The sequence below is a fragment of the uncultured Clostridium sp. genome, assembly GCF_963527835.1.
Classification (GTDB): Bacteria; Bacillota; Clostridia; order Clostridiales; family Clostridiaceae; genus Clostridium.
Window position 1 is genome coordinate 1 of the sequence record NZ_CAURTC010000049.1, and the last position, 25,851, is coordinate 25,851.

General features: G+C 27.1%; 22 protein-coding genes. 5 read left to right on the forward strand and 17 right to left on the reverse strand.

Annotation, left to right across the window (positions count from 1 at the left end; translation table 11 throughout):
• The 6 genes from RYM86_RS16695 to RYM86_RS16720 all read right to left on the reverse strand — a co-directional run.
• On the reverse strand, nucleotides 1-477 hold a 477-nt coding region (locus RYM86_RS16695), incomplete at its 3' end, for a V-type ATP synthase subunit K (protein ID WP_315081895.1).
• Between the two features lie 14 nt (nucleotides 478-491).
• Nucleotides 492-2,456 carry a V-type ATP synthase subunit I gene (locus RYM86_RS16700; RefSeq protein ID WP_315081897.1) on the reverse strand — a complete coding sequence of 655 codons (1,965 nt, stop codon included), beginning with the start codon at nucleotides 2,454-2,456 and terminating at the stop codon, nucleotides 492-494.
• Nucleotides 2,443-2,769: an ATPase gene (locus tag RYM86_RS16705; protein WP_315081899.1), complete on the reverse strand. Its 327-nt coding sequence runs from the start codon at nucleotides 2,767-2,769 to the stop codon at nucleotides 2,443-2,445. Before RYM86_RS16705 ends, RYM86_RS16700 begins: the two co-directional genes overlap by 14 nt.
• A gap of 187 nt (nucleotides 2,770-2,956) precedes the next feature.
• Nucleotides 2,957-4,651 (reverse strand): B12-binding domain-containing radical SAM protein, encoded by a 1,695-nt coding sequence (locus tag RYM86_RS16710; protein WP_315081901.1) that lies wholly within the window; start codon nucleotides 4,649-4,651, stop codon nucleotides 2,957-2,959.
• Nucleotides 4,626-5,189, reverse strand: a complete 564-nt coding sequence (locus RYM86_RS16715) for a hypothetical protein (RefSeq protein ID WP_315081902.1) — start codon at nucleotides 5,187-5,189, stop codon at nucleotides 4,626-4,628. The genes RYM86_RS16710 and RYM86_RS16715 overlap by 26 nt, the downstream gene beginning before the upstream one ends.
• Nucleotides 5,190-5,379: 190 nt before the next feature.
• A complete protein-coding gene (locus tag RYM86_RS16720; RefSeq protein WP_315081903.1) occupies nucleotides 5,380-6,684 on the reverse strand; it encodes a hypothetical protein in 1,305 nt (434 codons plus the stop codon).
• Nucleotides 6,685-6,880: 196 nt separating this feature from the next.
• On the opposite strand from RYM86_RS16720, the gene spoVB reads away from it, so the two are divergent.
• Nucleotides 6,881-8,380 carry a stage V sporulation protein B gene (spoVB, locus tag RYM86_RS16725; protein WP_315081904.1) on the forward strand — a complete coding sequence of 500 codons (1,500 nt, stop codon included), beginning with the start codon at nucleotides 6,881-6,883 and terminating at the stop codon, nucleotides 8,378-8,380.
• Nucleotides 8,381-8,758: 378 nt separating this feature from the next.
• On the opposite strand, the gene RYM86_RS16730 is transcribed toward spoVB, so the two are convergent.
• The 6 genes from RYM86_RS16730 to RYM86_RS16755 form a co-directional block, all read right to left on the reverse strand.
• A complete protein-coding gene (locus tag RYM86_RS16730) occupies nucleotides 8,759-10,366 on the reverse strand; it encodes a polysaccharide biosynthesis protein (RefSeq protein ID WP_315081905.1) in 1,608 nt (535 codons plus the stop codon).
• A 9-nt stretch (nucleotides 10,367-10,375) separates the two neighbouring features.
• A complete protein-coding gene (locus RYM86_RS16735; RefSeq protein WP_315081906.1) occupies nucleotides 10,376-11,344 on the reverse strand; it encodes an RluA family pseudouridine synthase in 969 nt (322 codons plus the stop codon).
• 30 nt (nucleotides 11,345-11,374) lie between these two features.
• Nucleotides 11,375-12,556 carry an amidohydrolase gene (locus RYM86_RS16740; RefSeq protein WP_315081908.1) on the reverse strand — a complete coding sequence of 394 codons (1,182 nt, stop codon included), beginning with the start codon at nucleotides 12,554-12,556 and terminating at the stop codon, nucleotides 11,375-11,377.
• Between the two features lie 24 nt (nucleotides 12,557-12,580).
• Nucleotides 12,581-14,719, reverse strand: coding sequence for a cell division protein FtsA (locus RYM86_RS16745; RefSeq protein ID WP_315081909.1), 2,139 nt, complete (start codon nucleotides 14,717-14,719; stop codon nucleotides 12,581-12,583).
• Between the two features lie 675 nt (nucleotides 14,720-15,394).
• A complete protein-coding gene (locus tag RYM86_RS16750) occupies nucleotides 15,395-17,359 on the reverse strand; it encodes an ATP-binding cassette domain-containing protein (RefSeq protein ID WP_315081911.1) in 1,965 nt (654 codons plus the stop codon).
• Nucleotides 17,359-17,979 (reverse strand): TetR family transcriptional regulator, encoded by a 621-nt coding sequence (locus tag RYM86_RS16755; protein ID WP_315081913.1) that lies wholly within the window; start codon nucleotides 17,977-17,979, stop codon nucleotides 17,359-17,361. Before RYM86_RS16755 ends, RYM86_RS16750 begins: the two co-directional genes overlap by 1 nt.
• Nucleotides 17,980-18,231: 252 nt before the next feature.
• Here RYM86_RS16755 and RYM86_RS16760 point away from each other — a divergent pair, with 252 nt between their 5' ends.
• Nucleotides 18,232-18,462, forward strand: a complete 231-nt coding sequence (locus RYM86_RS16760) for a MarR family transcriptional regulator (RefSeq protein WP_315081915.1) — start codon at nucleotides 18,232-18,234, stop codon at nucleotides 18,460-18,462.
• 207 nt (nucleotides 18,463-18,669) lie between these two features.
• On the opposite strand, the gene RYM86_RS16765 is transcribed toward RYM86_RS16760, so the two are convergent.
• Both RYM86_RS16765 and RYM86_RS16770 read right to left on the reverse strand, forming a co-directional pair.
• Entirely contained in the window at nucleotides 18,670-18,849 is a 180-nt protein-coding gene (locus RYM86_RS16765) for a hypothetical protein (protein WP_315081916.1), read from the reverse strand.
• A gap of 140 nt (nucleotides 18,850-18,989) precedes the next feature.
• On the reverse strand, nucleotides 18,990-20,996 hold the full coding sequence (locus tag RYM86_RS16770; RefSeq protein ID WP_315081917.1) for an ATP-dependent helicase: 2,007 nt from the start codon (nucleotides 20,994-20,996) through the stop codon (nucleotides 18,990-18,992).
• A 183-nt stretch (nucleotides 20,997-21,179) separates the two neighbouring features.
• Here RYM86_RS16770 and RYM86_RS16775 point away from each other — a divergent pair, with 183 nt between their 5' ends.
• Entirely contained in the window at nucleotides 21,180-22,658 is a 1,479-nt protein-coding gene (locus RYM86_RS16775) for a nicotinate phosphoribosyltransferase (protein WP_315081919.1), read from the forward strand.
• A gap of 65 nt (nucleotides 22,659-22,723) precedes the next feature.
• On the opposite strand, the gene RYM86_RS16780 is transcribed toward RYM86_RS16775, so the two are convergent.
• The 3 genes from RYM86_RS16780 to RYM86_RS16790 form a co-directional block, all read right to left on the reverse strand.
• Entirely contained in the window at nucleotides 22,724-22,930 is a 207-nt protein-coding gene (locus RYM86_RS16780; RefSeq protein ID WP_315081920.1) for a hypothetical protein, read from the reverse strand.
• Nucleotides 22,931-23,191: 261 nt separating this feature from the next.
• On the reverse strand, nucleotides 23,192-23,509 hold the full coding sequence (locus RYM86_RS16785) for a hypothetical protein (RefSeq protein WP_315081922.1): 318 nt from the start codon (nucleotides 23,507-23,509) through the stop codon (nucleotides 23,192-23,194).
• A gap of 246 nt (nucleotides 23,510-23,755) precedes the next feature.
• Nucleotides 23,756-24,073, reverse strand: a complete 318-nt coding sequence (locus RYM86_RS16790; RefSeq protein ID WP_315081923.1) for a hypothetical protein — start codon at nucleotides 24,071-24,073, stop codon at nucleotides 23,756-23,758.
• Nucleotides 24,074-24,331: 258 nt separating this feature from the next.
• Here RYM86_RS16790 and RYM86_RS16795 point away from each other — a divergent pair, with 258 nt between their 5' ends.
• Together RYM86_RS16795 and RYM86_RS16800 are read left to right on the forward strand one after the other, a co-directional pair.
• Nucleotides 24,332-24,763 (forward strand): Fur family transcriptional regulator, encoded by a 432-nt coding sequence (locus tag RYM86_RS16795; RefSeq protein ID WP_315081924.1) that lies wholly within the window; start codon nucleotides 24,332-24,334, stop codon nucleotides 24,761-24,763.
• A gap of 125 nt (nucleotides 24,764-24,888) precedes the next feature.
• Entirely contained in the window at nucleotides 24,889-25,800 is a 912-nt protein-coding gene (locus tag RYM86_RS16800) for a hypothetical protein (protein WP_315081925.1), read from the forward strand.
• Nucleotides 25,801-25,851: the final 51 nt, after the last annotated feature.

The window sequence follows — 25,851 nt, forward strand, 5'->3', positions numbered from 1 at the left end:
ACCATTTACTAATAAGAATGATACAACGAATCCTAATAATGCATAAGTTTCAACCATCGCTGCAAGAACCATACCTTTAGTATTATGTTCTGGGTTTTTAGCTAATATTTGAATACCAGCAGCTGCTGCTTTACCTTGAGCAATACCTGACCATAAACCAGTGATAGCTACTGGTAAACAAGCAAATAATAAGTATACACCTTGTGAAAAAGTTGTTTCTGGAGTTAATTGTAAAAATACTAATAACCCTATAACAAATCCATAAAGACCTTGTGTACCTGGTAATAATTCAAGAATTAACGCTTTACCAAATTTTTCTGGTTGTTCTGATAATAATCCTGCTGCTGCTTCACCTACGATACCAACACCTTTTGATGATCCTATTCCTGACATTCCTACTGCTAAAGCAACACCTAGTGCTCCCATAACAAATCCACCGTTATTTTCTATAAAAAACTTAATCCAACTCATATCCATTTTAAATTTTCCTCCTACTCTTCTCTTAAATTAATGTATTCATTTTTTGCCTCAAGTGGCTTAAATGCTTTTCCACCACCATCGTAAAATTTCGAGAAATATTCTACATAAGTAAGTCTTAATGTATGAACATACCCACTTAATAATGATAATAATAAGTTTACTGTTTGGAACATGATAAATATTAATGGTGCAAAAAGAATAGTTCCTAAAAGGGAATTACCATTATCTGATACCATTTTCATAATCATATTTATAGCTCCTGCTATAGATCCACCTGATAAACCTATCGCCATAAGTCTTGTGTATGATACTAAGTCACTTACGTATCCTGTAATACCATATAATTCATAAAGACCTTGACCTATTTTTCCACCTTTTGATTCCATTTGTCTTCCTTGTGTTAAAACAATTAAGATAGAACCAATAATAGCACCTGCTATAGATACTGTCTTAAGTACTGGTATATTAAGCATCGATCCAGCAGCAATTCCTCCAATGGAAAATAGAGTTATAAGCCATGATCCTGCATCCATAAAAGCATCTAATGTTTTTCCTGCTCTTATTAATACTGTTGCTTTTATTAATAATCCAAATACAATTTGAATTGCACCAAACACTACTGACATAACTAGTATCGTCATAACATCAGTGCTTGTATTAATCAAACCTTTAATACTTATTAAGTCTCCAAAGAATGAACCATAAATTAGTCCAAATACCATTGTTGGGAAACTTAAATACATAAAGAATTTAATCATTTTCTTAGTTTCTTCATTAAAATTAAATAACTTTAATGCTCCAAGAGTTCCTAATAACATTAATAATCCATAACCGGCATCTGCAACCATCATTCCAAAGAAAGCTAAATAGAATGGTGTAACAAATGGGGTTGGATCTATGTCATTATACTTAGGTAAAGCATACATTGATGTTACTGATTCAAATGATGCATTTAAATCATTATTTTGTAATTTAATAGGTACATCATCAATTTCTTCTTCTTTAACATCTTCAAAAGCTAAATAGTAATCCTCGCCTAATACACCCTTAGTAATTTGAGTTAACCTATCATTTTTTGCGCTAGGAACCCAACCTTGTAATAAGACAGTTTTATCTGTCTTTAAAAATCTATTAGTAATAGATTTTCTATTTACTAAGTTATAATAATATTCATAAGCTAATTTCAAGCTTCCTAAATTTTCCTCAAATCCTGATAATTCTTCTTTTACTAAGAACTTTTCTGAATCAATTAAGGACATTCTTTCATTATATTCTTGAATAAGCTTTAAAGGGAGTTCTTTCTCATCTGTTTTAAACGGACTAAATCCAAACCCTCTTAGCACCTCTTCCACTTCTTCCTTGTTATCCTTATGAGCTAAAAGGAAAAAGTAAGTGTCTTGATTGTCTTTTGATATAATTTCTAAATAACAATCACTTAAATCATTTTTCAATGCTTCCTCATATTGGTTAGCAATGCTTCCTAAGAAATATTCAGTTACTTTTAAATCATCTAAAAATCCTAATGCTGAATTAAAATTTTCATATGGTTTTAAGCTTTGAACACTTCCTTGTAATCTAGTCTTTTCATTGTCTAATGAAGCTAAAACATGCTCTTTTTCTTTAACTCTATCATAGACACTTTCCCATTCTCCATTTAATACTCTTTGTTCTAGTTCTTTTGGAGTTAATGAAAGCTTTTCTGTACGTAAAGACTTTATTAATGATTGTTTAGGCACATAGTCCTTTAAGAACTGTAGGGCAAATTTAGCTTTTGATAATTCTTCTTCCCACCTTGATATGTCAGAATCAATTTGATCTTTATCTAACTCATTAAGAACTTCATTTTTTTCTTGAATATTCTCATCTTGTAGATTGATAAATTCAACTTCTGAGAAGTTTTGTATTCTTTCAAGAAGTTCATTTTTCTTTGATTCAAAGGCTAACAAGGTGAACTTATTCATCTTAACTATTGCCATGAATCTTCACTATCCTCTCAATCACTAATTTAACAGCATTATTTTTCTTATCTGCAGATATATGTAGTATATCTACAGATTCTTGCTTGCCCTTATTTATAATAGGCTCTGCTTTTTTATTTGCTGCTTCTACAGCCTTTGAAATAATTTTATTTGCTTTTTCTTTTGCAGAAGATAAAGTATCAAGATATTGCTTTTCAGCCTCATCTGTAGCTTTCATAACTATATCTTTAGCTTCATTATTAGCTTCTTTAAGAATTTCTTCTGCTTTAGTCTCAGCTTTTTTTATTTCTTCAATTGCTTCTAATGCCAAAATATCACCACCTTCATGCCCTTAAATATAAAAATAATATATATATTAATACTTTATATAGTATTAATTACTTTGTCTCTATTTTATTATACACTATTTTTGTATATTTTCAAGAATTTTAAATTATTAAATGCTAAAAATGGTCAAATTTCATTAAAGTAGCGATTATGTAAAGGTTATCTTTATTTTATATCCATTTACTTCCTTTTGCTACTTCTAACTTATTTTTTACATTCACACAGTCACCAGTATTATTAAATAAATAATAATTTTCTGACATTTGTATATTTCCATTTAAAATATATTCTTGAATATCTATTGAAAACTTTTCCAAATAATACTCTTTAAATGAATATTTATCCCTTAATTTATCTTTTATATCTTTTTCTTCTTCTTTTTTAATATTACTTCTTAAAAAGTCTGGTAGTCCACGCTTTTTATTAAATATTAAATAATCAAATTTTAATATTTCATTTAATATATCGTTATTATTTTTCAAAACTTCATTATTAAAGTCTAAAAATACTTTATAATACTCTATATTTCCAATATTTTTATTAAAATATCCTTTTCTATGAAAGAAATTTCCTAGTGAATAATAAAACTCAAATGGTGTCTCAAATTTGCTTTCAAAAAATTTAATAATATTATTAAACTTTTTGGAATTATAATACTTATCTACCATAGCTTCTACTTTTTTTAATTTTAGTAGTTCATCATAATTAATACAATCTGTCTTTAATATCTCATATGGTGGATAAGGTGAAAATTTCATTTGATACTTTTCAGCTTCTTCTCTCATTGAAGATCCCTTTAATAATTTTAAAAATCCCAATTGAATTTCTTCTGGTCTTATTTTATAAACATCATTAAAAGAATTAACAAATGACTCATAATTTTCTCCTGGAAGACCTGCGATTAAGTCTAAATGCTGTTGAATGTTCTTTATAGCCATAAGCTCATCAACTTTTTCTTTTATATCTTCAAAGTTAACGAATCTATTTATATTATTAAGAACCTTATCATTTGTTGTTTGAACTCCAACTTCAAATTGGAATCTTCCTTTTGGAGCTTTTGACAGTAACTTAATTTCCTCCTCTTTTAAAATATCTGCTGATATTTCAAAGTGAAACTTTGTTTCTGTATCTGATTCTATTAAAAACTTCCATATAGCCATTGAAAATTTATAATTACAATTAAATGTACGATCTACAAATTTAACTAGTCTAACTCTTTTATCAATGAAATATTGTAATTCCTTTATCACTCTTTCAATATTCAAAAATCTAACACCATGACTTGTTGATGAAAGACAATATTTACAGTTAAATGGGCATCCTCTTGAAGCTTCATAATAAACTATTTTATTATTTAAATCTTCATTTTCTTCATAAGGAAACACTAAGTCATCCATAGACATAAGTGGTCTTTTTTCGTTTGAGCATACCTTTCCATCTAACTTATAATGAAGCCCTTTTATTTCCTTCAATTCCTTAGCTCCAAGCTTATATGAAACAAAATCTCTATAAGTTTTTTCGCCTTCTCCTTCAATAATATATTCTCCAATGCTATTTTCCAAAAACTTCGGTGAATCAAATGACACCTCTGGTCCTCCATATAAGATTTCAATGTTTTCATCTACATTCTTGATAAGGTTAGCCAATCTTGTAACCATTTCTACATTCCATATATAAACCGAAAAAGCAACAACATCAGGCTTTTCACTAATAATTTCTTCTAATATCTTTTCTTCTCTATCATTAATAGAAAATTCCCTTATTATACTTCCACAATCCATATCTTTAGTGAAATTTCTTAAATATCTAACTGCTAAATTACTATGAATAAATTTAGAGTTAATTGCTGTAAGTAATATCCTCATTCGTATTTGTCTCCTCTACTTCTTTAGAGTTTATTTCATTTTTAAGTTTTTTAGCTCTTATAAAAAACATATCCTCCCAAACCTTTATCTCTTCTATATCAAAGTATTTTAAAAGTATCTTTTTTATATTTTCTACATTCGAACTTATTATTGGATTCAAATTCTTGAATGTAAATTCTTTTACTTTACCCTTTGGAAGTATAACTCTTATTTTATTATTAAATAATTTACCTCTTTCTTTATTAATATCCCAAATTAATATTTCTCCATTCTCTTTTATATAAGAATTAATTTCTTTAATTAACTTTTCTTTTTCTATGTTACTCCAAAATCTATTTAAATTAAAAAAAAGTGTACATGCATCATATTCACTTCCTTCTAACCCGTCTTTATCATTACTAAAAACATAATCTAGTGACAATTCAGATTCCACTTCTTTTGAGATACTATATATTATACCAAAGTTTTCTTGACCAACATCTAATACATCACCCTTTAAATTAATATCCTCTAAATTAATAACCAATGTTTTTCCCATAAATTTCCCCTCTTTTCCCTCTAAGTATATATTCTATCATTATTAAACATATTATTAAATATGAAAACACATATTTTAGTAATCTTTAGTCTAAAAAATTTTAAATTATATGAAAAAATTTAATTAAAATAAGAAACTACCCTATAAATATTTTAAAAATTAATTTTATAGAGTAGCTTCTATTTTACTTTTAAATACTAGTTTTCTTTTTATTATTAAATCTAATTATATTTAGTATAAGTAAAGTAAATAAAAGAATTATTATAAATATCCAAACAGGTTTAGGTAAATTAAATTTTAATCCTAAATTACCAGATTGCAATTTGTATATGCATCCTATACCTGAATCTAATATATATATATTTCCACATGAATATTTTATTCCTTTTATATCACTTTCATTTTTTAGTTTTAATAATTTATATAAAACACCATTTTGATTTACTGAGCTTATAACATTATCCTTTTTATCATAAAAAATATTTGAATCTTTATCTAATATTTTTTCATCTTTATATACTGCTAAACATCTAATACTATTAACTTTAGAGAATTGATACTCTGGTCCATTAACAATTTTATTAGGTGGATTGCTTATTATAGGTGTTAATTTATTTTCATCATTAAATCTTGGTGAACTTATAGGATCGCCTCCACTAAAATCCGGCCATCCATACCAGTTTCCTTCTTGTAATTTATATAAATAGTCAAAATCTCTTTTAACAGGTCTTAACCCTTTTTCCTCCATGCCACCAATTAATGCTATCAAATTATTATTACTATCTAAATCCCACCCCGTTACATTTCTTATTCCACATGCATATAAAGAGGTCTTATTCGTTTTTAAATCCACTTTTACAACTGAGGCATTTCCAAACTTTTCAGCACTTATTTTTTGTCCTCTAATACTTGAATTAGTATACGGCATATATGCACCTGTTTTTTCTTGCCCATAATTTTCACCATTCAATACAATGTTTATAGGACTTTTATCATATGGTATTTTGCCAAAATCTACTTCACTATTACTTTCCGCTATTCCAGAATTAGTTGCTGCTCCAATTGATAAAAGTAAACTTGAATCCTTAAATATAAGATTTCTGTCAAGATTTTCACCATTTGTTGGTATTTCTTTTAAAATTACCTCTAAAAATTTACTTGATATATTATAATGATAAAGTTCATCATTTGAAATAAAATACATATCATCATTAGTACAAACTAAACTTTCTATTGAAAAAGACTTATTTTGTACTAAAATTTCTTCTCTTCCATCATCTTTTAATAATTTTATATAGTTCTTATACGCTACATATGTATTTTCATATTCATCTTTATCAAAAGCCACTGCATCCTTACAATTTTTAGATGAAATACTCCAATCTATATTATCTTTTAAAATGTTTACTCTGTAAATTCCTGAAAATTTAAACAATAAAAAAGCTAAACTTACTATTATAACAGAACTAAATAAAAATTGACAAAACCTTTTCAAATCTTAACCCCCTCAGTATAAAATTAACCATATATTTTCCCTTGTTAAATTTATATTTTAAATCTAATAAAATATACCCTTAAGCTTAACCTTTTACATTAAAATGTTTATCATATCTTAACTTTTAATTTAAAATGTTCATATTTAGTCGTTACTTTGAATATGCTTTATTGTAATTTAAAGGAGTGAATTAGATTTGAGTAAAGACAACTTTTTAAAGAATTCTTTTTTACTGACGGCTTCTAATATAACAACAGGAATTCTTGGATTTATATTTACTATATATTTGTCTAAAATACTTGGTCCCGAGGGTATGGGCTTATATAACTTAGTTATGCCAATTTATAATTTGTTCATATGCCTTATGAGCGCAGGAATTGTAGCTGCTATTTCTAAAACATCTGCAATATATAAACAAAAAGGAGAATATAAAAATATAACTAGAACTATACGAATTGTTTCTCTTTTTAACATAACCTGGGCTTTACTTATTGGAATAATGGTTTTTTTTGCTGCACCAGTAATAGGTAAATATGGTGTTAATGATGTGCGAACTATTGATGCTATACGTGTTATATGTCCAGCTATGGTTTGTATTGCCATTTCAAATATTTTTAAAGGCTACTTTTATGGAACATCAGAAATAAAAGCACCTGCTATTATTGATATTTTTGAAAAAGCTATGAGAATTGTAACTGTAAGTATTTTAATATTTTTCTTAAAAGCTAAGACGCTTCAAAATATGGTTACATTGGCTACTGTTGCATTATGCATTGGTGAATTTCAAAGCTTATTATGTTTATTTGTTTATTACAAATATACTGTAAAAAAAGTTCCAAAATCATATGAAAAACCAGAGGGTAGATTTCAATTATTGTTTGATGTGATAATCGTGGCAATTCCTTTGTGTTTAAATGGCTTCTTAAGCAACATTTTAGCTACACTTTGTACTTTAGTTGTACCTAGAAGATTAGTATGTGCTGGTTTTAATTATTCTGAAGCCTTAAGCTTGATTGGTAAATATAATGGTATGGCTATGGGTTTAATCGCCATACCTCTCATTGTTGTTTCAACTATAAATACTTTGCTTATACCAGATCTTTCTCAAACTTTAAGTCAAGGAAATCAGTACAAGGCTTCTCTTCGTATTAGAAAAGTAATTAAACTAGCCTTTTTACTTGGACTTTCAACGACTATAATATGCAATATTGTTCCTGATGAATTAGGGAAAATTTTTTATGGTAGAAATGATTTAGGTCAATATATTCGAGTTGCATCACTTGCTGCACCAGTTTTCTTCACTTCTACTACCATGTTTGGAATTTTAAATGGTCTTAATAGACAGGGGGTTATTCTTAGAAATTCATTAATTGAAGCTTCAATTGAGTTAGTATGTTTATATGTATTTACCGCAATACCTTGTATAAATATTTTTGGTAATAGTATTACTCTATTTATAGCTTGTGGTATTGGCTTATCACTTAATTTATACGAAGTTAATAAACACATTAATATAAGTTTAAATTTTACAAATGTAATAATATATCTACTTCTTGGTATTTTAAGCTTTTTAATTATTAATATATTCTCTAAAAATGTTTTAGTTAATCTACCTATAATAAATAGCTTTATGGTAATTGGTTTAACTTTTATAATATTTTTATATCTTGGAACATTTGGTGAAAGTGATGTATAATTTTTTAGTTGAAAGTGGAAAGATGAGAGTTGAGAGTTTTTGTTTAAAGTCTTATTAGTTTTCCTAAAATATACATTTTAAAATTCCACAATGGAATTTTTTCCTTTACTCTCAATTTTCAACGCTTAATTCTCAATTAATATTTACCTTAGCTTAAATTTTATCGGTTTTAAAGCCCCAAAAATTCTATAATTTCCTACAAAAGAAAAAGTTCATGTTTCTAAATTCCAGATTTAGAAACATGAACTTTCTCTTTAATTATTTAATATTTTATTTCTCAAACTTACTCAGTAACTGTATATTAGTTAAATTTATTTTTTTAATTTTGTCCATCTTTGCTTATGCATATATCAGCATTCTGTTCAAACATAATTAATATTATTTTAACCTTACTCTTAAAAATCTTGGTAATATATTATATGCTTTTTGAGAGAATGATGTAATATCATTTTTTCTAATACCACCTAGTACTATCATTAAGTACAAGTATGCAAATCCGCCTACTGAAATCATAAGTATTGTTACTAACCCTTGTAATACTCCTCCAGCATTTAATAATATAAGTAACACTCCAAAGGGTTCTTTAATCAAGTATATACCTGCAACCATCCCTATTGAAGATAGGAGAGGTTTTAATGTATGTTTAAATATTGGTAGCCTCATTTTTAATGTTTTGCTAAGCTTTTGCTGATTTAATATAAACGGTATTGCAAACCATAAAAAGTTACCAAAAACCGCACCTAATACATTAATCTCTGGCATTCCAACTAATATGTAATTTGTAGCTATTTTAGCTACTATACCTATCATAAATGTTCCCAAAACAAAGTAAAGTTTATTCATACTTTGCAATATAACATTTTGAATTTGTACAACAGCCATTAGTATTACAACTACAGAACCATATATCATTAATTCATATCCCTGCTCTGAACCATATAATAATAAATAAATTTCTTTACTTAAAACTGCAAGTCCTACAGCAGCAGGTATTGTTACTGCATAAGTTATTCTAAATGCAAAATTTACTTTTCTTCTAATTTCCTTTTTATCTTTCATAGCTACTGCACTTACGATTGCAGGTAATACTGTTGTAGCTAGTGCTGTAACTATTACTAATGGAACAGAAAGTAATGTTTTGTAAGTTCCGAGTATTCCGTAAAGCTCATTAGCTTGTTTTTCTAAAAAACCAGCATAAGCTAATCTATTTTTTACATTTACCATATCAATTAAGCTTCCTAAGTTCTGTAATCCAGCACTTAATGTAATAGGTACTCCATACTTAACCAATTTTCTAACTATTCTCTTATTGCCTACTCTTTTAACAGGTGATTCTAAATCAAATGCTTCACCTTCATAATTTTTCTTATAATATACATATACCATATAAAGACATGCTATTATTGCACCTAACGTAGTACCTACTGTTCCACCTGCACTACCATAAGGAACACTTATTTTTACTAGAACATAAGCAAATGCTAAACTCACACCAACATTTATTACTTGTTCTAAGACTTGAGATACAGCGATTGCTGTCATATTATTTTTACCCTGAAAATATCCCCTATATGCTGATAATATAGAAGTTACAAAAATACTTGGAGCTAAAAATAATAATCCATATGCTGCCTCTGGTGTTCCTATTGCATTTGCTATAGGAGTAGATAACATCATAATAAGTATACTTATTACCCCTCCAACGCCAGCATAAAGTATTGTAGATATCTTTAGCGCCTTAATTGCATCTCTTTTATTTTTCGTAGCGGTAAGCTCAGCTACAACTTTTGCAATTGCTGGCTGAGCTCCTAAAGTAGTTACTGCATATGCAAATATAAATACTTCATAACATATTTGGTATATTCCAAGGCCTTCAAGGCCTATTGTTCTTCTTAATAACGGAACATAAAATACAGACATCAGTTTAGCTAAAAGTCCTGCTGCTGAAAGAATTACAAAGCCTTTAGTAGATGATTCTTCTTTCATATTAAACCCCTATCTAAGTGAAAATTTAAATACATCACTCTTTATCTTCTTTAATATCGGAGGTAAAGCATTAACTACAGTTTTATTTGTTAAATAATCTACTTTACCTTTCATTTCTTTAAAAACTAATTTATAAGCATATAAATATTGATATTCTAATCCATATTTATTTTTGAAGAATGAATTTAACTTTCTATCACCATATTTATCATCACCAATTATAGGATTTCCTAAATGTGATAAATGAGCTCTTATTTGATGACTTCTTCCTGTAATTAAATTAATTTCAAGTAGTGAATATGCACCATTAGTTTGTGTTGTAGTAACTTCCATTGCTATTTTTTTAGAATCTGGTACTTCTTTTTCATATACCTTAGATATATTTGTATCTTGATTCTTTAATATATATCCTGTATATAATCCATCCTTTACCTTTCCCTTAACTAAAGCTACATAATATTTTCTTACTCTATCTTCTCTTATTGTTTCATTAATAGATTTTAATCCTTCAAATGTTTTTCCAAACATAACCAAACCAGATGTATTTCTATCTAATCTGTTACATGGTGCAGGTGTAAATGTAATTTCATTTTCTGGAACATATGATCCTTTTTCTTTTAAATATGAAAGTACATAATCTGTTAATGTAGGTTCTTTTTCATCTTTATCAGGATGTACTAAAATACCCGGCCATTTTTCAACGACTAATAAATTTTCATCTTCATATGCTGTTTTCATTCCACTAAAATTCACTTGAATAAATTTTTCTTTCTTTTCCGGATTACTCTTTATATATTTTATTTCAACAATATCTCCTTCTTCTAAGAAATACTTTTCACTTTGCTTTTTACCGTTAACTCTTATATCTTTTTTTCTTAAAGCTTTAAATATTGCACTTAGTGGAACGTCCTTTAATAACTTTCTTAAAAATTTATCTAATCTTTGACCGGCTTCATTAGCTCCTATTTCGATTTTCAAATATTATCACTCCTATAATTTTTCTTTTGGTTATTTTGTTAAATAATTAAATGCTGTTAAACACTGAATTGCTACACCAAGTGGTATACAATCTTCATCTATATTAAATAAACTGCTATGTGCAGGTTCAGTAGTTTTCTTTTGTTTATTTCCTGATCCTAGAAAATAAAATGCTCCAGGTCTTTCCATTGCAAAATATGCAAAACTTTCAACTCCCATATGTGGTGCCTTTTGTTCAAGTACATTTTCATTTTTTAATATATGGCTTGCAGAGCTCTTTAGTAATTCTACCATATAATCATCATTGTATAGACAAGGATAGCTTTCTTCTATCTCTATTTCTGCTTTTGCTCTTGAAGACAAAGCAATTCCATTAACAATTTCTTTTAATCTTTCAATTGAAAAGCTTCTATCTTCTTTTGTCATTGTTCTAATTATTCCACTTAATGTAACTTCTCCTGGAATAATATTTTGAGCTGTTCCCCCATTTATTGTTCCAATAGTAATTACCGCTGGATTTACAGGCGATATTTCTCTACTAACTATGCTTTGAAGTGCAACTACTATATGACTAGCTACAACAATAGGATCAATTGTTGTATGTGGTGCAGCTCCATGTCCCCCTTGACCTGTAATCTTTATTTTAAATGGATTAGATGCAGCATTAACAACACCTTTTTTAATTTCTATATTTCCAATGCTTACATTTTCATCAACATGAAGACCTAGCACATAATCAACCCTTGGATTTTCTAAAACTCCATCTTGTATCATATATTGAGCTCCACCAACAGTTTCTTCAGCAGGTTCAAATAATAATTTTATATTTCCACTAAATTCACTTTTATATTTATTTAATATTTTAGCTACACCTAAAAGTATTGTTGTATGAGCATCATGTCCACATGCGTGCATTTTCCCACTTACTTTTGAACTATATTCACAAGATTTCATATCTTGTATAGGAAGTGCATCCATATCTCCTCTTATTGCTATAGTCTTATTGCTGCCTAATTTTTCTCCTTTTATAATTCCACAAACTCCAGTTTTTGATACCTCTGTATATTCAATACCTTCTGCTTTTAAAAAGTTTTTTATAAGTTCTGAAGTTCTACACTCTTCAAAACCAACTTCTGGATGTTCATGTATATCTCGTCTTATTGAAATTAACTTATCTTTTATATCATTAGCCTCTTTTTTGAAATCTATCATAAACACACACTTCCCTTCTAGATATTATGACCAATAAACTTCTATAACATCGCCCTCAACTATTCTAGCTGTATATGATGAATTTTCTCCATTAACTTTAGCATTTATTATGCCCTTTGAAATTGTTAAATCAAAATCTATATAATCAAAAATATCAACAAAAACATATTCATTTTTGCCTTTTAATACTATTTCTTTATTGTTTACAATAACTTTTATTTCATTAAATTTTTCTTGGAATTTATCTTTATTTACATCATCATTTAAATTATCATCAGTGCTTAATTCATCATCTTTATTTAGATTGTCATTTAACTTAGACTCAGCATTTTCTTCTTTTTTAAGTTCTTGCATCTCTTCATTAATATCACTTGTTAATTTAACATCTTCTAATTCATTGTTTTCCATTTGTGTTTCAATTAATGAAATATCTTTTTTGATAAGTCTGTCTCCATCTTGAACTTCATATTCCCCGTCTAATAAAATATCATTTTTAAACAAGCTTATTTCATCATCATTTAAAACATATTCTTTTATCTCAGAGACTTTGTTTGGTATAAATACTCTAAGTTTATCACTATTTTTCAATTCACAGTTTATATCTTCTATTTTATTATTTACTGTTATTATAGGTTCCAAATTTATAAGCTCATCATTAATGTAAATAGTTATAGAATTTATATTTTCAATACAATCACGTACTTTAGGGCTAGCATTATTGCCATTCTTAGCATATTGTACTCCTATATTATCATTAGCCTTAACTTCTGTTTCTAATGCAGATTCATTTCCATTTATAAATATCTTAGCGCTAGTTCCATATTCTCCAAATACAATTCTTTTACGTCCATTATATTTAAATCTTACGCTTTTACCATTCTTAGCTATAAGCAGTGATGGGTTAATACCTGCTTGAAGTAATACATCCATAACTGTATGCTTATGAGAATTAAATAAACTAACTGGTGTATCATTTAATATAACATCAATAAAATCTGTACCTAAATTTCTTAATGCTATAAGTCCTATTCCTAGTACTGTAACCCCTGCTGATCCCAAAGAATTATCAGATATACATTCTGTAATAGCATTTCTATCTTTAATTGCAATTCTTTGAGGTTGTAAATTTAAATTTACACTTATACATTCTAAAAGCCTAGGTGTATGCGCTCCTCCACCAACTAAAAATACAGCACTTGGAGATTTTCCGCCATTTAACTCTAAAATCTTACTTGAAATCTCTTCTGATATTTTTTTTACTGATGGATCAATCAATTTAATAACATTTGATGATGAAATTGTATTTTCAAGACCTAAAACATCAGTATAGACAATTTCTTTAGATTCATTTACAGATTTTTTTATAAATTCTGCTGTATTAAAATCAACTAAATACTCCTGGGCTATTATTTCAGTAACTTCATCTCCGGCCATAGGCACCATACCATATGCAGATATTGTTTCTTTATTACTTATTGCTATATCTGATGTTCCCGCACCAACATCTATAAGCGCAATATTTAATAACCTTAAATTTTTAGGTATAGCTGCTTCTATTGCTGCAATAGGTTCTAATGTTAAATTAGTTACTTTTAAATTTACCTTATTCATTACAGAATAAAGAGAATCAATAACAGATCTCGGCAAAAATGTTGCTATTACTTCTGCTTCAATAGTTTTCCCTTTATGTCCTATTAAGTTAGATATAACAAAACCATTTAAATAAAAGCTTTTAACCGAATAACCAACACAATATAATTTTCCATCTGCACTATTATCTATTTCTTTTTCTGCATTTTTAACAACACTAAGTTCTAAGCTTCTTACAATTTCCTTATCAATTTCTTGATCTTCATCTATTTCTATTTCTGCCCTTGAATTTACAGTTCTTAAAAATCTGCCCGCAGCTGCTATAGATACTTCTGTAAGTGTAATTCCTATTCTTTCTTCTAAGATTCTTTTCACTTTTTCAACTACAGAAGCTACTAGACTAATATCATGAATTTGACCATCTACCATGGCTCTTTCTTCATGTTCCATATATTCTTCACACACGACTTCAAATTTTTTATCTCTTATTATTCCTACAGTTCCTATTATTGATCTTGTCCCTATATCTAATGAAAAAATTATATCTTTAGGATTAAAATTTTTTAACTCCATCTAAACACAACCTTTATCGTACAAATTTAGTGATTATTACTCTTAAACATATTATAAATTATATATTATAATCTAATTACATTCAATTTAATCGTATTTTTTACAATTTCTTTATATCCAAATAATTATACTATATATTTCATAAAAGTTATAATAAAATAAACTTATACCAAATATTATTATTTTTCGGCATAAAAATAGCATAAAAATGAAGTATTAAACTCCATTCTTATGCTTATTTAATTTTCTTTTTATTATATTTTTCTCTTTCTTCTTTTGGATTTATTACTTTTCCTACTGCAACAAGTATAACTGCCGCTAAAATTAATATAATAAGCCACATTTTAACATTCATGATATAATCACCTTATTTCTATTATTAATAATATATAAATGTTTGTTCATTAAAGTAATATATTCTATAAATTTATATGAAATCCTTTATTAAGGTATATATATTTATAATTGTTCCAAAAGATCTTTTAATCGATAAAGAGTACTTAAATGCTTGTATGAAGGCATTATCATAAGGGCATCTTTTTTCTAAATGACTGCTTAATATTTATATAAGTCTACTATCATTTCTTTATATTCTGGTGTATATCTTCTGATCCTACCCAAGTGGACACATCCTTTCTTACTTAAATATTATTGTACTTAGTTCGAATTACTGCTTTATTCATATCTCAAAGACTCCATAGGATCTAGCTTTGCTGCCTTTGATGAAGGCATGAATCCTGCTATTATACTTACAATCACGCTTACAGCTATACCAATCAACATAGTTTGACCAGTTAGATCAATAAGCTCTGCTCCAAAACTATTGGATAAAATACTATTTCCAATTAGGCTTATTACGGTAGCACCTGCCACAGCTATTAAACCACTAAATAAACCAAGTAAAGCCGATTCGGAGAAGAAGATACGTTTTATATCTTTTTTCCTAGCTCCAACTGCACGTAGAATTCCTATTTCTTTTGTTCTCTCGACCACACTTATATAGAGAACCACTAAAATCATAATTGCCGACACAATAAGGGAAATTCCTGAAATTCCAGCAAGAGTTACGGTAGCCATATTTAAATATGATGTAACTTGTTTCAGCATTTCAACCATTTGTGAACTTGCAAACCCTTCATCTTTTAATGTAGCTTTAATATCTTCTACATGTTCTGTTTTATCAGTAAAAGCATTTATTTGCGTTGGATTTAAAGTCAATCCTTGCTCTGCATATGCATTTTCTAAAGTCTCATATTGTACATAAGCAGTAGTCATTCCCTGCGATCCCATACTTTCAGCTTCATATATACCGGATACTTCTAATTTTTTTTCAATAATAATAGGTTTATTGTCTTTACTTATTTCATTCACATAGACACTTATTTCTTTACCAATCAGCGACTTATATTCTTCTTCACTGCTTAATGACTTCGCTAGATTTGCTGTTAATAGAACTTCATTTTCCTTTGGAAGGTTTCCTTCTTCTAACTTGTCCTCTTTAACAGATTCCGTCATTGTGATAAATTGCAGTATATCTGAACGTTTGTCCTCATATTCTGCACTACTTTTCATAGTAAAAGATGATACTTTCTCAATGTTGCTTACATTGTTGATACTTTTGATTTGATCAATATCTGCTTGGTTTAAAGGTACTCCTTCTGAGAACATAGGCATCTTAGAACCTTGTCCATTTACTCCATCCTCAGCCTCTTTGGTAATCTCAATCATTAATGGATTCATACTGGAACTGATTTCGTCATTAATAAAGCTTGTTACTCCGCTACCTAAAGACAACATCAAAATTACGCTTAATATACCTATGGAACCACCCAAAGCTACTAATACATTTCTTTTTCCATTCAATTTCATATTCTTTAATGCAAGCTTAAATGAAGACAGATAGCTTAAACTTTTTGAACTCGATCTTTTTGACTTTTTAGGAGATTTATAACCTTTCTTAAGATTAATATCTTCTAAAATTTTTCCATCATCAACTTTGACAATTCTACTACCAAAATCGGCAACCTTTTGAGAATGGGTTACTGCAATAACTAACTTTCCTTTTTTTGCTATGTTATCTAATAAATCTAATATTTGTTGACTTGTCTCTTTGTCTAAAGCTCCTGTCGGCTCATCAGCTAAAATGATTTCTGGATCATTAGCCAATGCACGAGCAATTGATACACGTTGTTTTTGTCCTCCAGAAAGTTGATTCGGTCTTTTCATCATGTGATCTTTTAAGCCGACTTCAGTTAAAAGTTCTTTTGCTCTTTCGTTTTGATCTTTTTCACTTTTACCCGCCACTTGCATAGCAATAGATACATTTTCTAACACGCTCAGGTGAGGGATTAAATTAAAGCTTTGGAATATGAACCCTATTTTACTTTTTCTGTAATGATCAAGTTCACTTTCCTTCATATTTTTTATGTCCTTTCCTTCTACAAGAACCTTTCCCTCAAAGTCAGAATCCATTCCACCAATGATATTCATTAAGGTTGATTTACCACACCCTGATTCACCAAGTATGGATACAAATTCTCCTCTATTAAAAGTCAGATTTACATCGTGAAGTATTTTAGTTTTTTCTTGTTTATAGATCGTATAAGATTTATTGATATTTTTGATTTCTAATAAATTCATTATTTATCCTCCCTATAAAGCCCTTTTTTGAGCATATTAATTTCTAAAGTATAGTTTTTTATTGATTCCTCAAATGGTAATTCCACTGCGAAATTATGAATAAGATTTTGAAACATCACTGCCATGATAATTTTAAAGACAAGAAATATTTCTTCATCTTTTGTAACGTTCAAATTTGTTGTATTTATTAATCCAAAGATTTCTGAAAAATGATCATTACACATTTTCTCGTTCACATTTTGGGTCAATGTATTTTCTGTTTTATGGTTCATATTTAAAAAAATATTTTTAAAAAAGTCACGGTTTTGTTGGTTTTGAAAGTTTTTCATCATATATTGAAACATCTCAATAAATGCTTCGAATATATCTCCATCTACTTTCTTTAAGCTCAAAATAAAATTCTTTTGCATTTCTTTAGAGTGATTATTCAATAAAAAGTAGAATACATCTTCCTTATCATCGAAATATTGATAAAAACTCCCTCTTGATATCCCAGCTGACTTAACAATATTAGAAATCGATGCTTCAAATAATTGAACTCTTGAAAATTCTTTCATAGCCGCATTAATTAACGCTTCCTGTTTACCTATAGATAAATTAAAAAAAGTTTGTTTAGGCATTATTTATCCTCCAATCTAATTAATAAGTGACAACATGTCATAAACTTATTATATGTGACACATTGTCATATGTCAACAAGAAATATAACAATGTGTCACATAGGTTTTAAAAACGCTGTATAGACCTAATTACTGTCAACGTAAAGAAGAACACCAATTAATGACTACTCTTTTAATTGGGTATGTTGGATTTAAATATACCTAAATATATATTGATAGCTTAATAATTATATATAAAAATATAGGAGGGCAATGAGTAATAAATTAGGCGAGTTACTAATAAGTAAAGTCAACTTTTTGTCTGGAAGAGTTTTCACAAGGCTAATTAGAAAAAATAAGAAATTATATATAAACCATGCACAAGGTAGAATATTATTCATATTAAGTAGGTTTAAAGAAATGTCTATAAATGATTTGTATAAGGAGTTATCAGTAAGTAAGTCAACACTTACTAGTATGTTGACCCACGTCTGTATACTTTGATAAGCAATGCCAAGTTGCCTTGCAGCGTAGCGTATGCTTATCTCATTATTAAGAAATAGCTTCAATCGTTGAAATTTTTTGCTCATTTGATATTTTTTTGACATAAAAAATGCTCCTCCTGGTAATAGACATTTTTATTATTTTAAGTGTCTACTACAAGGGGAGCAATCAATATCCTTTACTTTTATATTTAATAAAGTTTCACTTCTACATCCAGTTCCTAAGAAAAATGCTACTGTAACAATTAATGTGTTTTTGTATTCTATCTCTAGTTAATTTACTTACACTTTCTTCTACATCTATAAGTTTTGTTAGTTCATAAGTATAGAATCTTTTCTTACTAACTAGGGTAGCTTCCCTTTGACCAATTGCCTTGCAAAAATCCATATACTCGTTTTAACACTCTTCTATAGTTTTATTAGAGTTATTACCTATCCTTAGTGTTTTTAGCCTTAATTTAGCCATAAAAATCGTTTCATTCATGTATTAAATTTTTAATCGAACAATAAATGGAATGAACATATTTTCTAAATAACCTTCTGAATCAAGTTATTCTCTGCCAATACCTTTAAAGAAAAACTTCTATTAACTCCATCCTCAAAACTTATAGTAACTTTATCTTCTTCTATAGACTTTATTTTTCCTAATCCGTAAGTCTTTTGAGTTATATCATCACCTATTTTATATCCATAGGTATCCTTAGGCAATTTATCAAATCCTGATTCACCTACAAACCTAGATATTTCCTTAAGTTGACCTCTTCTATTTCTTGGTGCAAATAAATATAGATTATCTATAGCTCTTGTTATACCAACATAAAAAAGTCTTCTTTCTTCTTCTATATTTTCTTCTTTGCTAGAGGAATGTGGAATAGTATCTTCGTTACAATTTACAAGATATACATTTTTAAATTCCATACCCTTTACACCGTGAATTGTACTAAGGATTACCCCTTCTCTTTGATTTTTATTTTTACTTTCTTCTATTTCATTACTTACATTTTCAATATGAACTAAAAAATCAAATATATTTTTAAATCCTTCTGCCGATAATTTGAATTCTTCAATTACTTCTTCTAAATCATCTAGATTTTGACTAAACTTTTCACAATAAGATTTTAAGTAATCTATATATTCTAAATCCATAACTATATATGAAATTGCAGAACCTAAAGAAATCTTATTTAAATAATTAAAATCCTTCTTTAATTCATCAAGCTTTTTTCTTTGAAAAGGTGGAGTATCCTCTTTGTTTATTAATATATCAAGTAGATTTTCCTGTATAGTATAGTTTCTTACATAATCTATATTATGCTTACTTATATATCTAAATGGCTTATTTATAATTTTTATAAAACTCTCCTTGTCAAAAGGATTTACAACTAATTTTAAATAAGCTATCAAATCTTTACAAATAAAATGCTCAAAAAAATTATATTGTCTATCTAATAATCTAAATGGAATATGATTTTTAGTAAATGCGTCTATAACACTCATAGCCTCCATATTAGTTCTATAAAGAATAGCATTTTCTTCATAATCTATATTGTATTTTTTTTCATTTTTAACTAAATCCGCTAAAATATCACCTTGAGATTTTTCATTATAAGGAGTGTAAAACTTAATTATCCCGTCTTCTTTTTTATTAGATAGTATTTTTTTATTATTTCTTTCCTTATTAAACTTTATTAATTTCTTAGACCTTTCAACTATGTTATCTTTACTTCTATAATTTATTGATAAATAATGTTTTGCACTCTCTTTAAACATCTTATCAAAAGTAACCATATACATAGGTTTAGAACCTCTAAATGAATAAATACATTGATCTTCATCTCCAACTGCAAATAATGAATTATCTTCACCATCATTTATTAATTTTAAAAACTCAATTTGCAATTCATCACAATCTTGAAATTCATCCACTAAAATATATTTAAATAATTTTCTATAATAAATTAATGCTTTTTCATTATTTTCAAGTAAATCTAAAGCTTCTATTGCTAAATCATCAAAATCCATTTTTTCATTTTCTTTTTTATAATGTTCATAACAGTCTAAAGCTTCTTCAAATATTTCTCTAGATATAGATGGTTTAAAATCACAAAGTTTTATTCTCGAAGTTTTATATATTGATATATTATTTAAAACTTCTTTAATTTTATCTTCATTAATATCATCAAAATATTTTGTTAATACTTTCTTTATAAGCTTATTTATAATACTACCCTCTATTATATCTATGTTTTTTCCTGCTCTTAAAAGAATTTTATAAAAGAGTCCATGAAATGTTCCAAAAAATGGTGATGTATTTTGCTTAAACCTATTTTCATATCTTTCTTTCATATTTTTAGCTGCTGCTTTAGTAAATGTAATTACTATTATACGTCCATTACTAACTTTTAGTTTATTAACTAAATAATATATTCTATTAATTATTACAGTAGTTTTTCCAGATCCAGGAGCTGCAATAATTAATGCATTTTTATCCTTAGTTATCACTGCTTCATTTTGATATATATCCAGATTATACATTAACTTCCTCTTTCCTTACTTAATTATTGCATTATTATATAATAATGCAACAAATAACTATATTGTAATAATTATATTATAGATGTACAATAATTTTATTATATACTTTTATAGATACTTTCACAAACTATAAGTAGATAACTTAATTATAGTATTGTGAACTTTACTTAAAGGAGACTATTCATGGAAAATAAATTTAATATTAGAGACGAGAGAAATCTTACAATGTTGGTAGATTTTTATGAATTAACTATGGGAAATGGTTATTTCAATAAAAATCTTCAAAATAAAATTGCATATTTTGATATGTTCTTTAGAAGAGTTCCCGATGGCGGTGGTTATTGTATCATGGCTGGAGTTGAACAACTAATAGAATACTTAAATAATTTAAAATTTACTGATGAAGACATTATGTATTTAAAAAGCAAAAATATCTTTTCAGATAATTTTCTTAAATATTTAAGAGATTTTAAATTTAGCTGTGATGTTTGGGCTATTCCAGAAGGAAATCCAGTATTTCCAAATGAACCATTAGTAACAGTAAAAGGCCCTGTAATTCAAGCACAACTTGTAGAGACAATGATACTTTTAACCATAAATCATCAAACATTAATAGCAACAAAAGCTAATAGAATTTGTAGAGCTGCTGGAAATCGTACTGTAATGGAATTCGGTTCTAGAAGAGCTCAAGGATATGATGGTGCTATTTATGGTGCTAGAGCTGCAATAATTGGAGGCTGTGATTCAACAGCATGTACTATTTCAGATAAAATGTTTAATATCCCTGCTGTAGGAACAATGGCTCATAGTTGGGTCCAACTATTTGATAATGAATACGAAGCCTTTAAGTCTTGGGCTGAACTTTATCCAGATAATTGCTTATTATTAATAGATACTTATAATGTAATAAAGTCTGGTATACCTAATGCAATAAAAGTTTTTGATGAAATACTAAAACCTCTTGGAAAAAGACCTACAGGTATTAGAATAGATTCTGGTGATATAACCTATTTAACTAAACGTTGCAGAAAAATGTTAGATGAAGCCGGATATGATGATTGTAAAATAGTTATTTCTAATTCACTAGATGAACATATAATTAGAGACGTATTAGAGCAAGGAGCTTGTGTAGATTCCTTTGGTGTTGGTGAAAGATTAATAACTGCAAAATCAGAACCTGTATTTGGTGGTGTTTATAAATTAGTGGCTATAGAAAATGATAATGAACTAGTACCTAAAATTAAAATCAGTGAAAATGATGAAAAAATAACTAATCCTGGTTTTAAAAAAGTAATTAGAATTTTTGATAAATCTTCTCATAAAGCTTTAGCTGATCTAATAGCTTTAAAGAATGAACGAATAGATGAAAGTAAACCATTGACTATCTTCGATCCTGTTCATACTTGGAAGAGAAAGAAATTAAAAAATTATTATGCTAAAGAGCTTCAAGTTAAATTATTTGATAATGGTAATTGTATCTATGAATCACCTAGTGTACTTGCAATTAGAGATTTTGCTAAAAATGAAACAAATAAATTATGGTCTGAAGTTCTTAGATTTGAAAATCCACATACTTACTATGTTGATTTATCTGAAAATTTATGGGCATTAAAGCAATCGCTTCTTCATAAATATACTAATTCATATGAAACTCAAGATTAATTATTAAAATATTATAAAAAACATCCTATATTTAAAATTTAAATATAGGATGTTTTTTATATCCACTAATAAATACCTTTATCATTATAAATAGATTTCTTTAAAAAGCTATAGTCTTCTTTTATTATATCTCTAAAATTTATTCTATTTACTGATAAGTATTCTTTAAAAATACATTGTCCATCATCTTCAATATCACTTGCTAACATTGGACATGAATCATAACATTCATGATACTCCTTAGAGCTTGACCAAAATGGACACTTACCCATAAACTCACACCCTTTTTTTGTAAGAAATTGTTTCCATCATAATCATTATATTATAAAATATAACAAAAATAAAGTTTTTTAGAATATTTACATATTTTTATAATATATATCTTTTTATTCTTCTATTTATAAAGACATTTTAATTTTTAAATCTATGTAAAATTAGTCTTTACATTAATTTATTTAAAATTTATATAAACTTTTTTATTTTTTATAAAAATAAAGCTATACCATTAAAAATTAATAGTATAGCTTAAAAGCCTAGTTGTTTTTGTTTACTGTTATATTTATTATTTCATTTTGAAATGCTTTCAATAACGCTTTTTCTAATACCTTTTGATTGTCAAAGTTTTCTACATCTTTACATATTGCAAATACCTTGTTAGTTTCACCTTTGAAATTCATATAAGTTAACGTTACATTTGGTTTATCATACTCTACATCTATAACCTTTATACCCCAAGATATTTGAGCAAAATCATCTTTTATATTTAATTGATTTAATTCTTTTATTTTTTTTACTTCTTTGCTTTGATCTGTAATTATTATTAATTCTTCTCCAACTTTATATTTTCCCATAACTTTTTCCTCCTCATACATGAGCTGATTAATTATAAGTAGTTTTTATATAACGTTAATTAATTAACAAATATATATTATATTTTATTATTTAATTTTTCTTATTATATCACATATTATATATAATAAAACAAAAAAGTGAAAAAACATTAATTTACTTTACGTTAGAAAATTTCTACATGTAATAAATTAAAGTTTTTTCACTTATAATAAAAATATGCTCATATATAATATCATCTATAAGCACTAGCTATTTTTATCAACTGCTATATTTATTATTTCATTTTGGAAAGCTTTTAATAACGCTTTTTCTAATACCTTTTCTTTATCAAAATTTGCTATATCTTTGCATAGTGCAAATACTTTATTTCTTTCACCTTTAAAATTTATATATGTTAAAGTTACATTAGGCTTATTATATTCTACATCTACAATTTTTACACCCCATGCTATTTGTGCAAAGTCCCCATCTATTTTTAAACAAGTTAACTCTTTTAATTTTTCCATCTCTTTATTAGGATCAGTAACTATTATTAATTCGTCTCCAACTTTGTATTTTGCCATATCGTACTCCTCCTCTATAATAACATAATTTCTAAAATAGATTGTTAATAAATTAACAACTCGTCCTATTTATATTTTAACAGAATTTGATAAAGTACACAATAGATAATTTACAAAATATTAATAATATAATATTTTTTATGAACTTTTTCCGTATATTTCTTGTTATTTAATAATTATTACTACCTATTTTATTATTAAATAATAATAATTGACTTTTAATTATTATTATTATATAATTATAATATATTACAATAAATGGAGGTGTTTACAATTAGTGAAATAGCTTTAATTTTCAAAGAAAAAAAGCTTAAATTAACACCACAAAGATTAGCTGTATACAATTATTTATTAGGCACTACATCACACCCATCTGCTGAAACTATATATAAGGCTATTCATGAGCAATATCCAACCATGAGTTTAGCTACTGTATATAAAACACTAAAAACTTTAGTCGATGTAGGACTTATCCAAGAAATTAATGTGGGTGAAGGAAATTTCAGATATGATAGGAATTCTAATTCACATCCACATATACAATGTTTAACTTGTGGAAGAATTGATGACTTTGAAGATTTAAACTTAGACTATCTTAATCAATTAGCAGAAGACCATTCTAAGTTTGCAGTTTGTTATAATAGAGTTTATTTTTATGGATACTGTAAAGATTGTCAACAATTAAAATAATAAAGAAATAAATTGTAAATATACCCATTTTTAATAATATAAGATTATTAAAAATGGGTATATTTTTTATAAATTTAGAATTAAAAAAATATTATGTACATATAATTTAATTGAGGTGATACATAATGAATTTGTTAATAATTAAAAAAAAATTTATTCTAACTTTGTTAATTGTAATATTTATATCAACAACTGTTATTGCTATAAATAAAAGCAATACTTTACAAACCATCGCTCCTATAGATTCAACTAAAAACATAAATGCTGATTTGACTTGTGATGGTCAAAATGAACATATAGAATTTATAAAGAAAGATAATACTGTTGATTTAAATATTTCTCATAATAGTAACAGTACTTATTTATCTAGTAAAATTAATGACAACATACTTTTCTCTTTAAATAATCATTGGTCACCTAAAATTTATTTATATGATTTATCTAGAGATATAAAACCAGAAATAATTCTACAAGGTGCAAAAGAAAATAAAAGTATATGTTATATATTTTCTTGGAAAGATGATAAATTTCAAAATTTATATTCAAGTGACAAAAATATATTTGGTATATTAGACTCTAAAAATAATAAAACTCCTCAATGTTTTTCATTGTCAGCATCCAAAGGCAATTCTTCTTCAAATAGTTTTATGATAATAAATAATGAAGTATTAGATACAACAAATGATACTTCTACTATTCCGTCACTAAATAACATAACTAATTTCATCAAATTGATAGAAACACCTTATGAGTTAGACGATTTACCTGATATATTTTCTTCAAAAATAGATAGCAAAGATTTATCTACTTTGTGGAGCTTAGATAAAGAAAATCACTCTTATTCTTTTCAAGATGCATTCTTTTATGATTATGATTGGGATTCTTATGGCAATGCCACATCTTTAAAATGGAGATTAACTTTTGAGAAAAATAAATTAAAAGGCGAGGAAGGCGATAAAAGTGAAGTTATTTTTTATTTAGATTCTATGGTAGAGGACTCTAATTTTAAAATTGTTTCAATAAAAAGAATAAAATAAATCGAGTAGGAGCTAAATAATTATTTTATTTAGCGTCCTCTCACACCACCG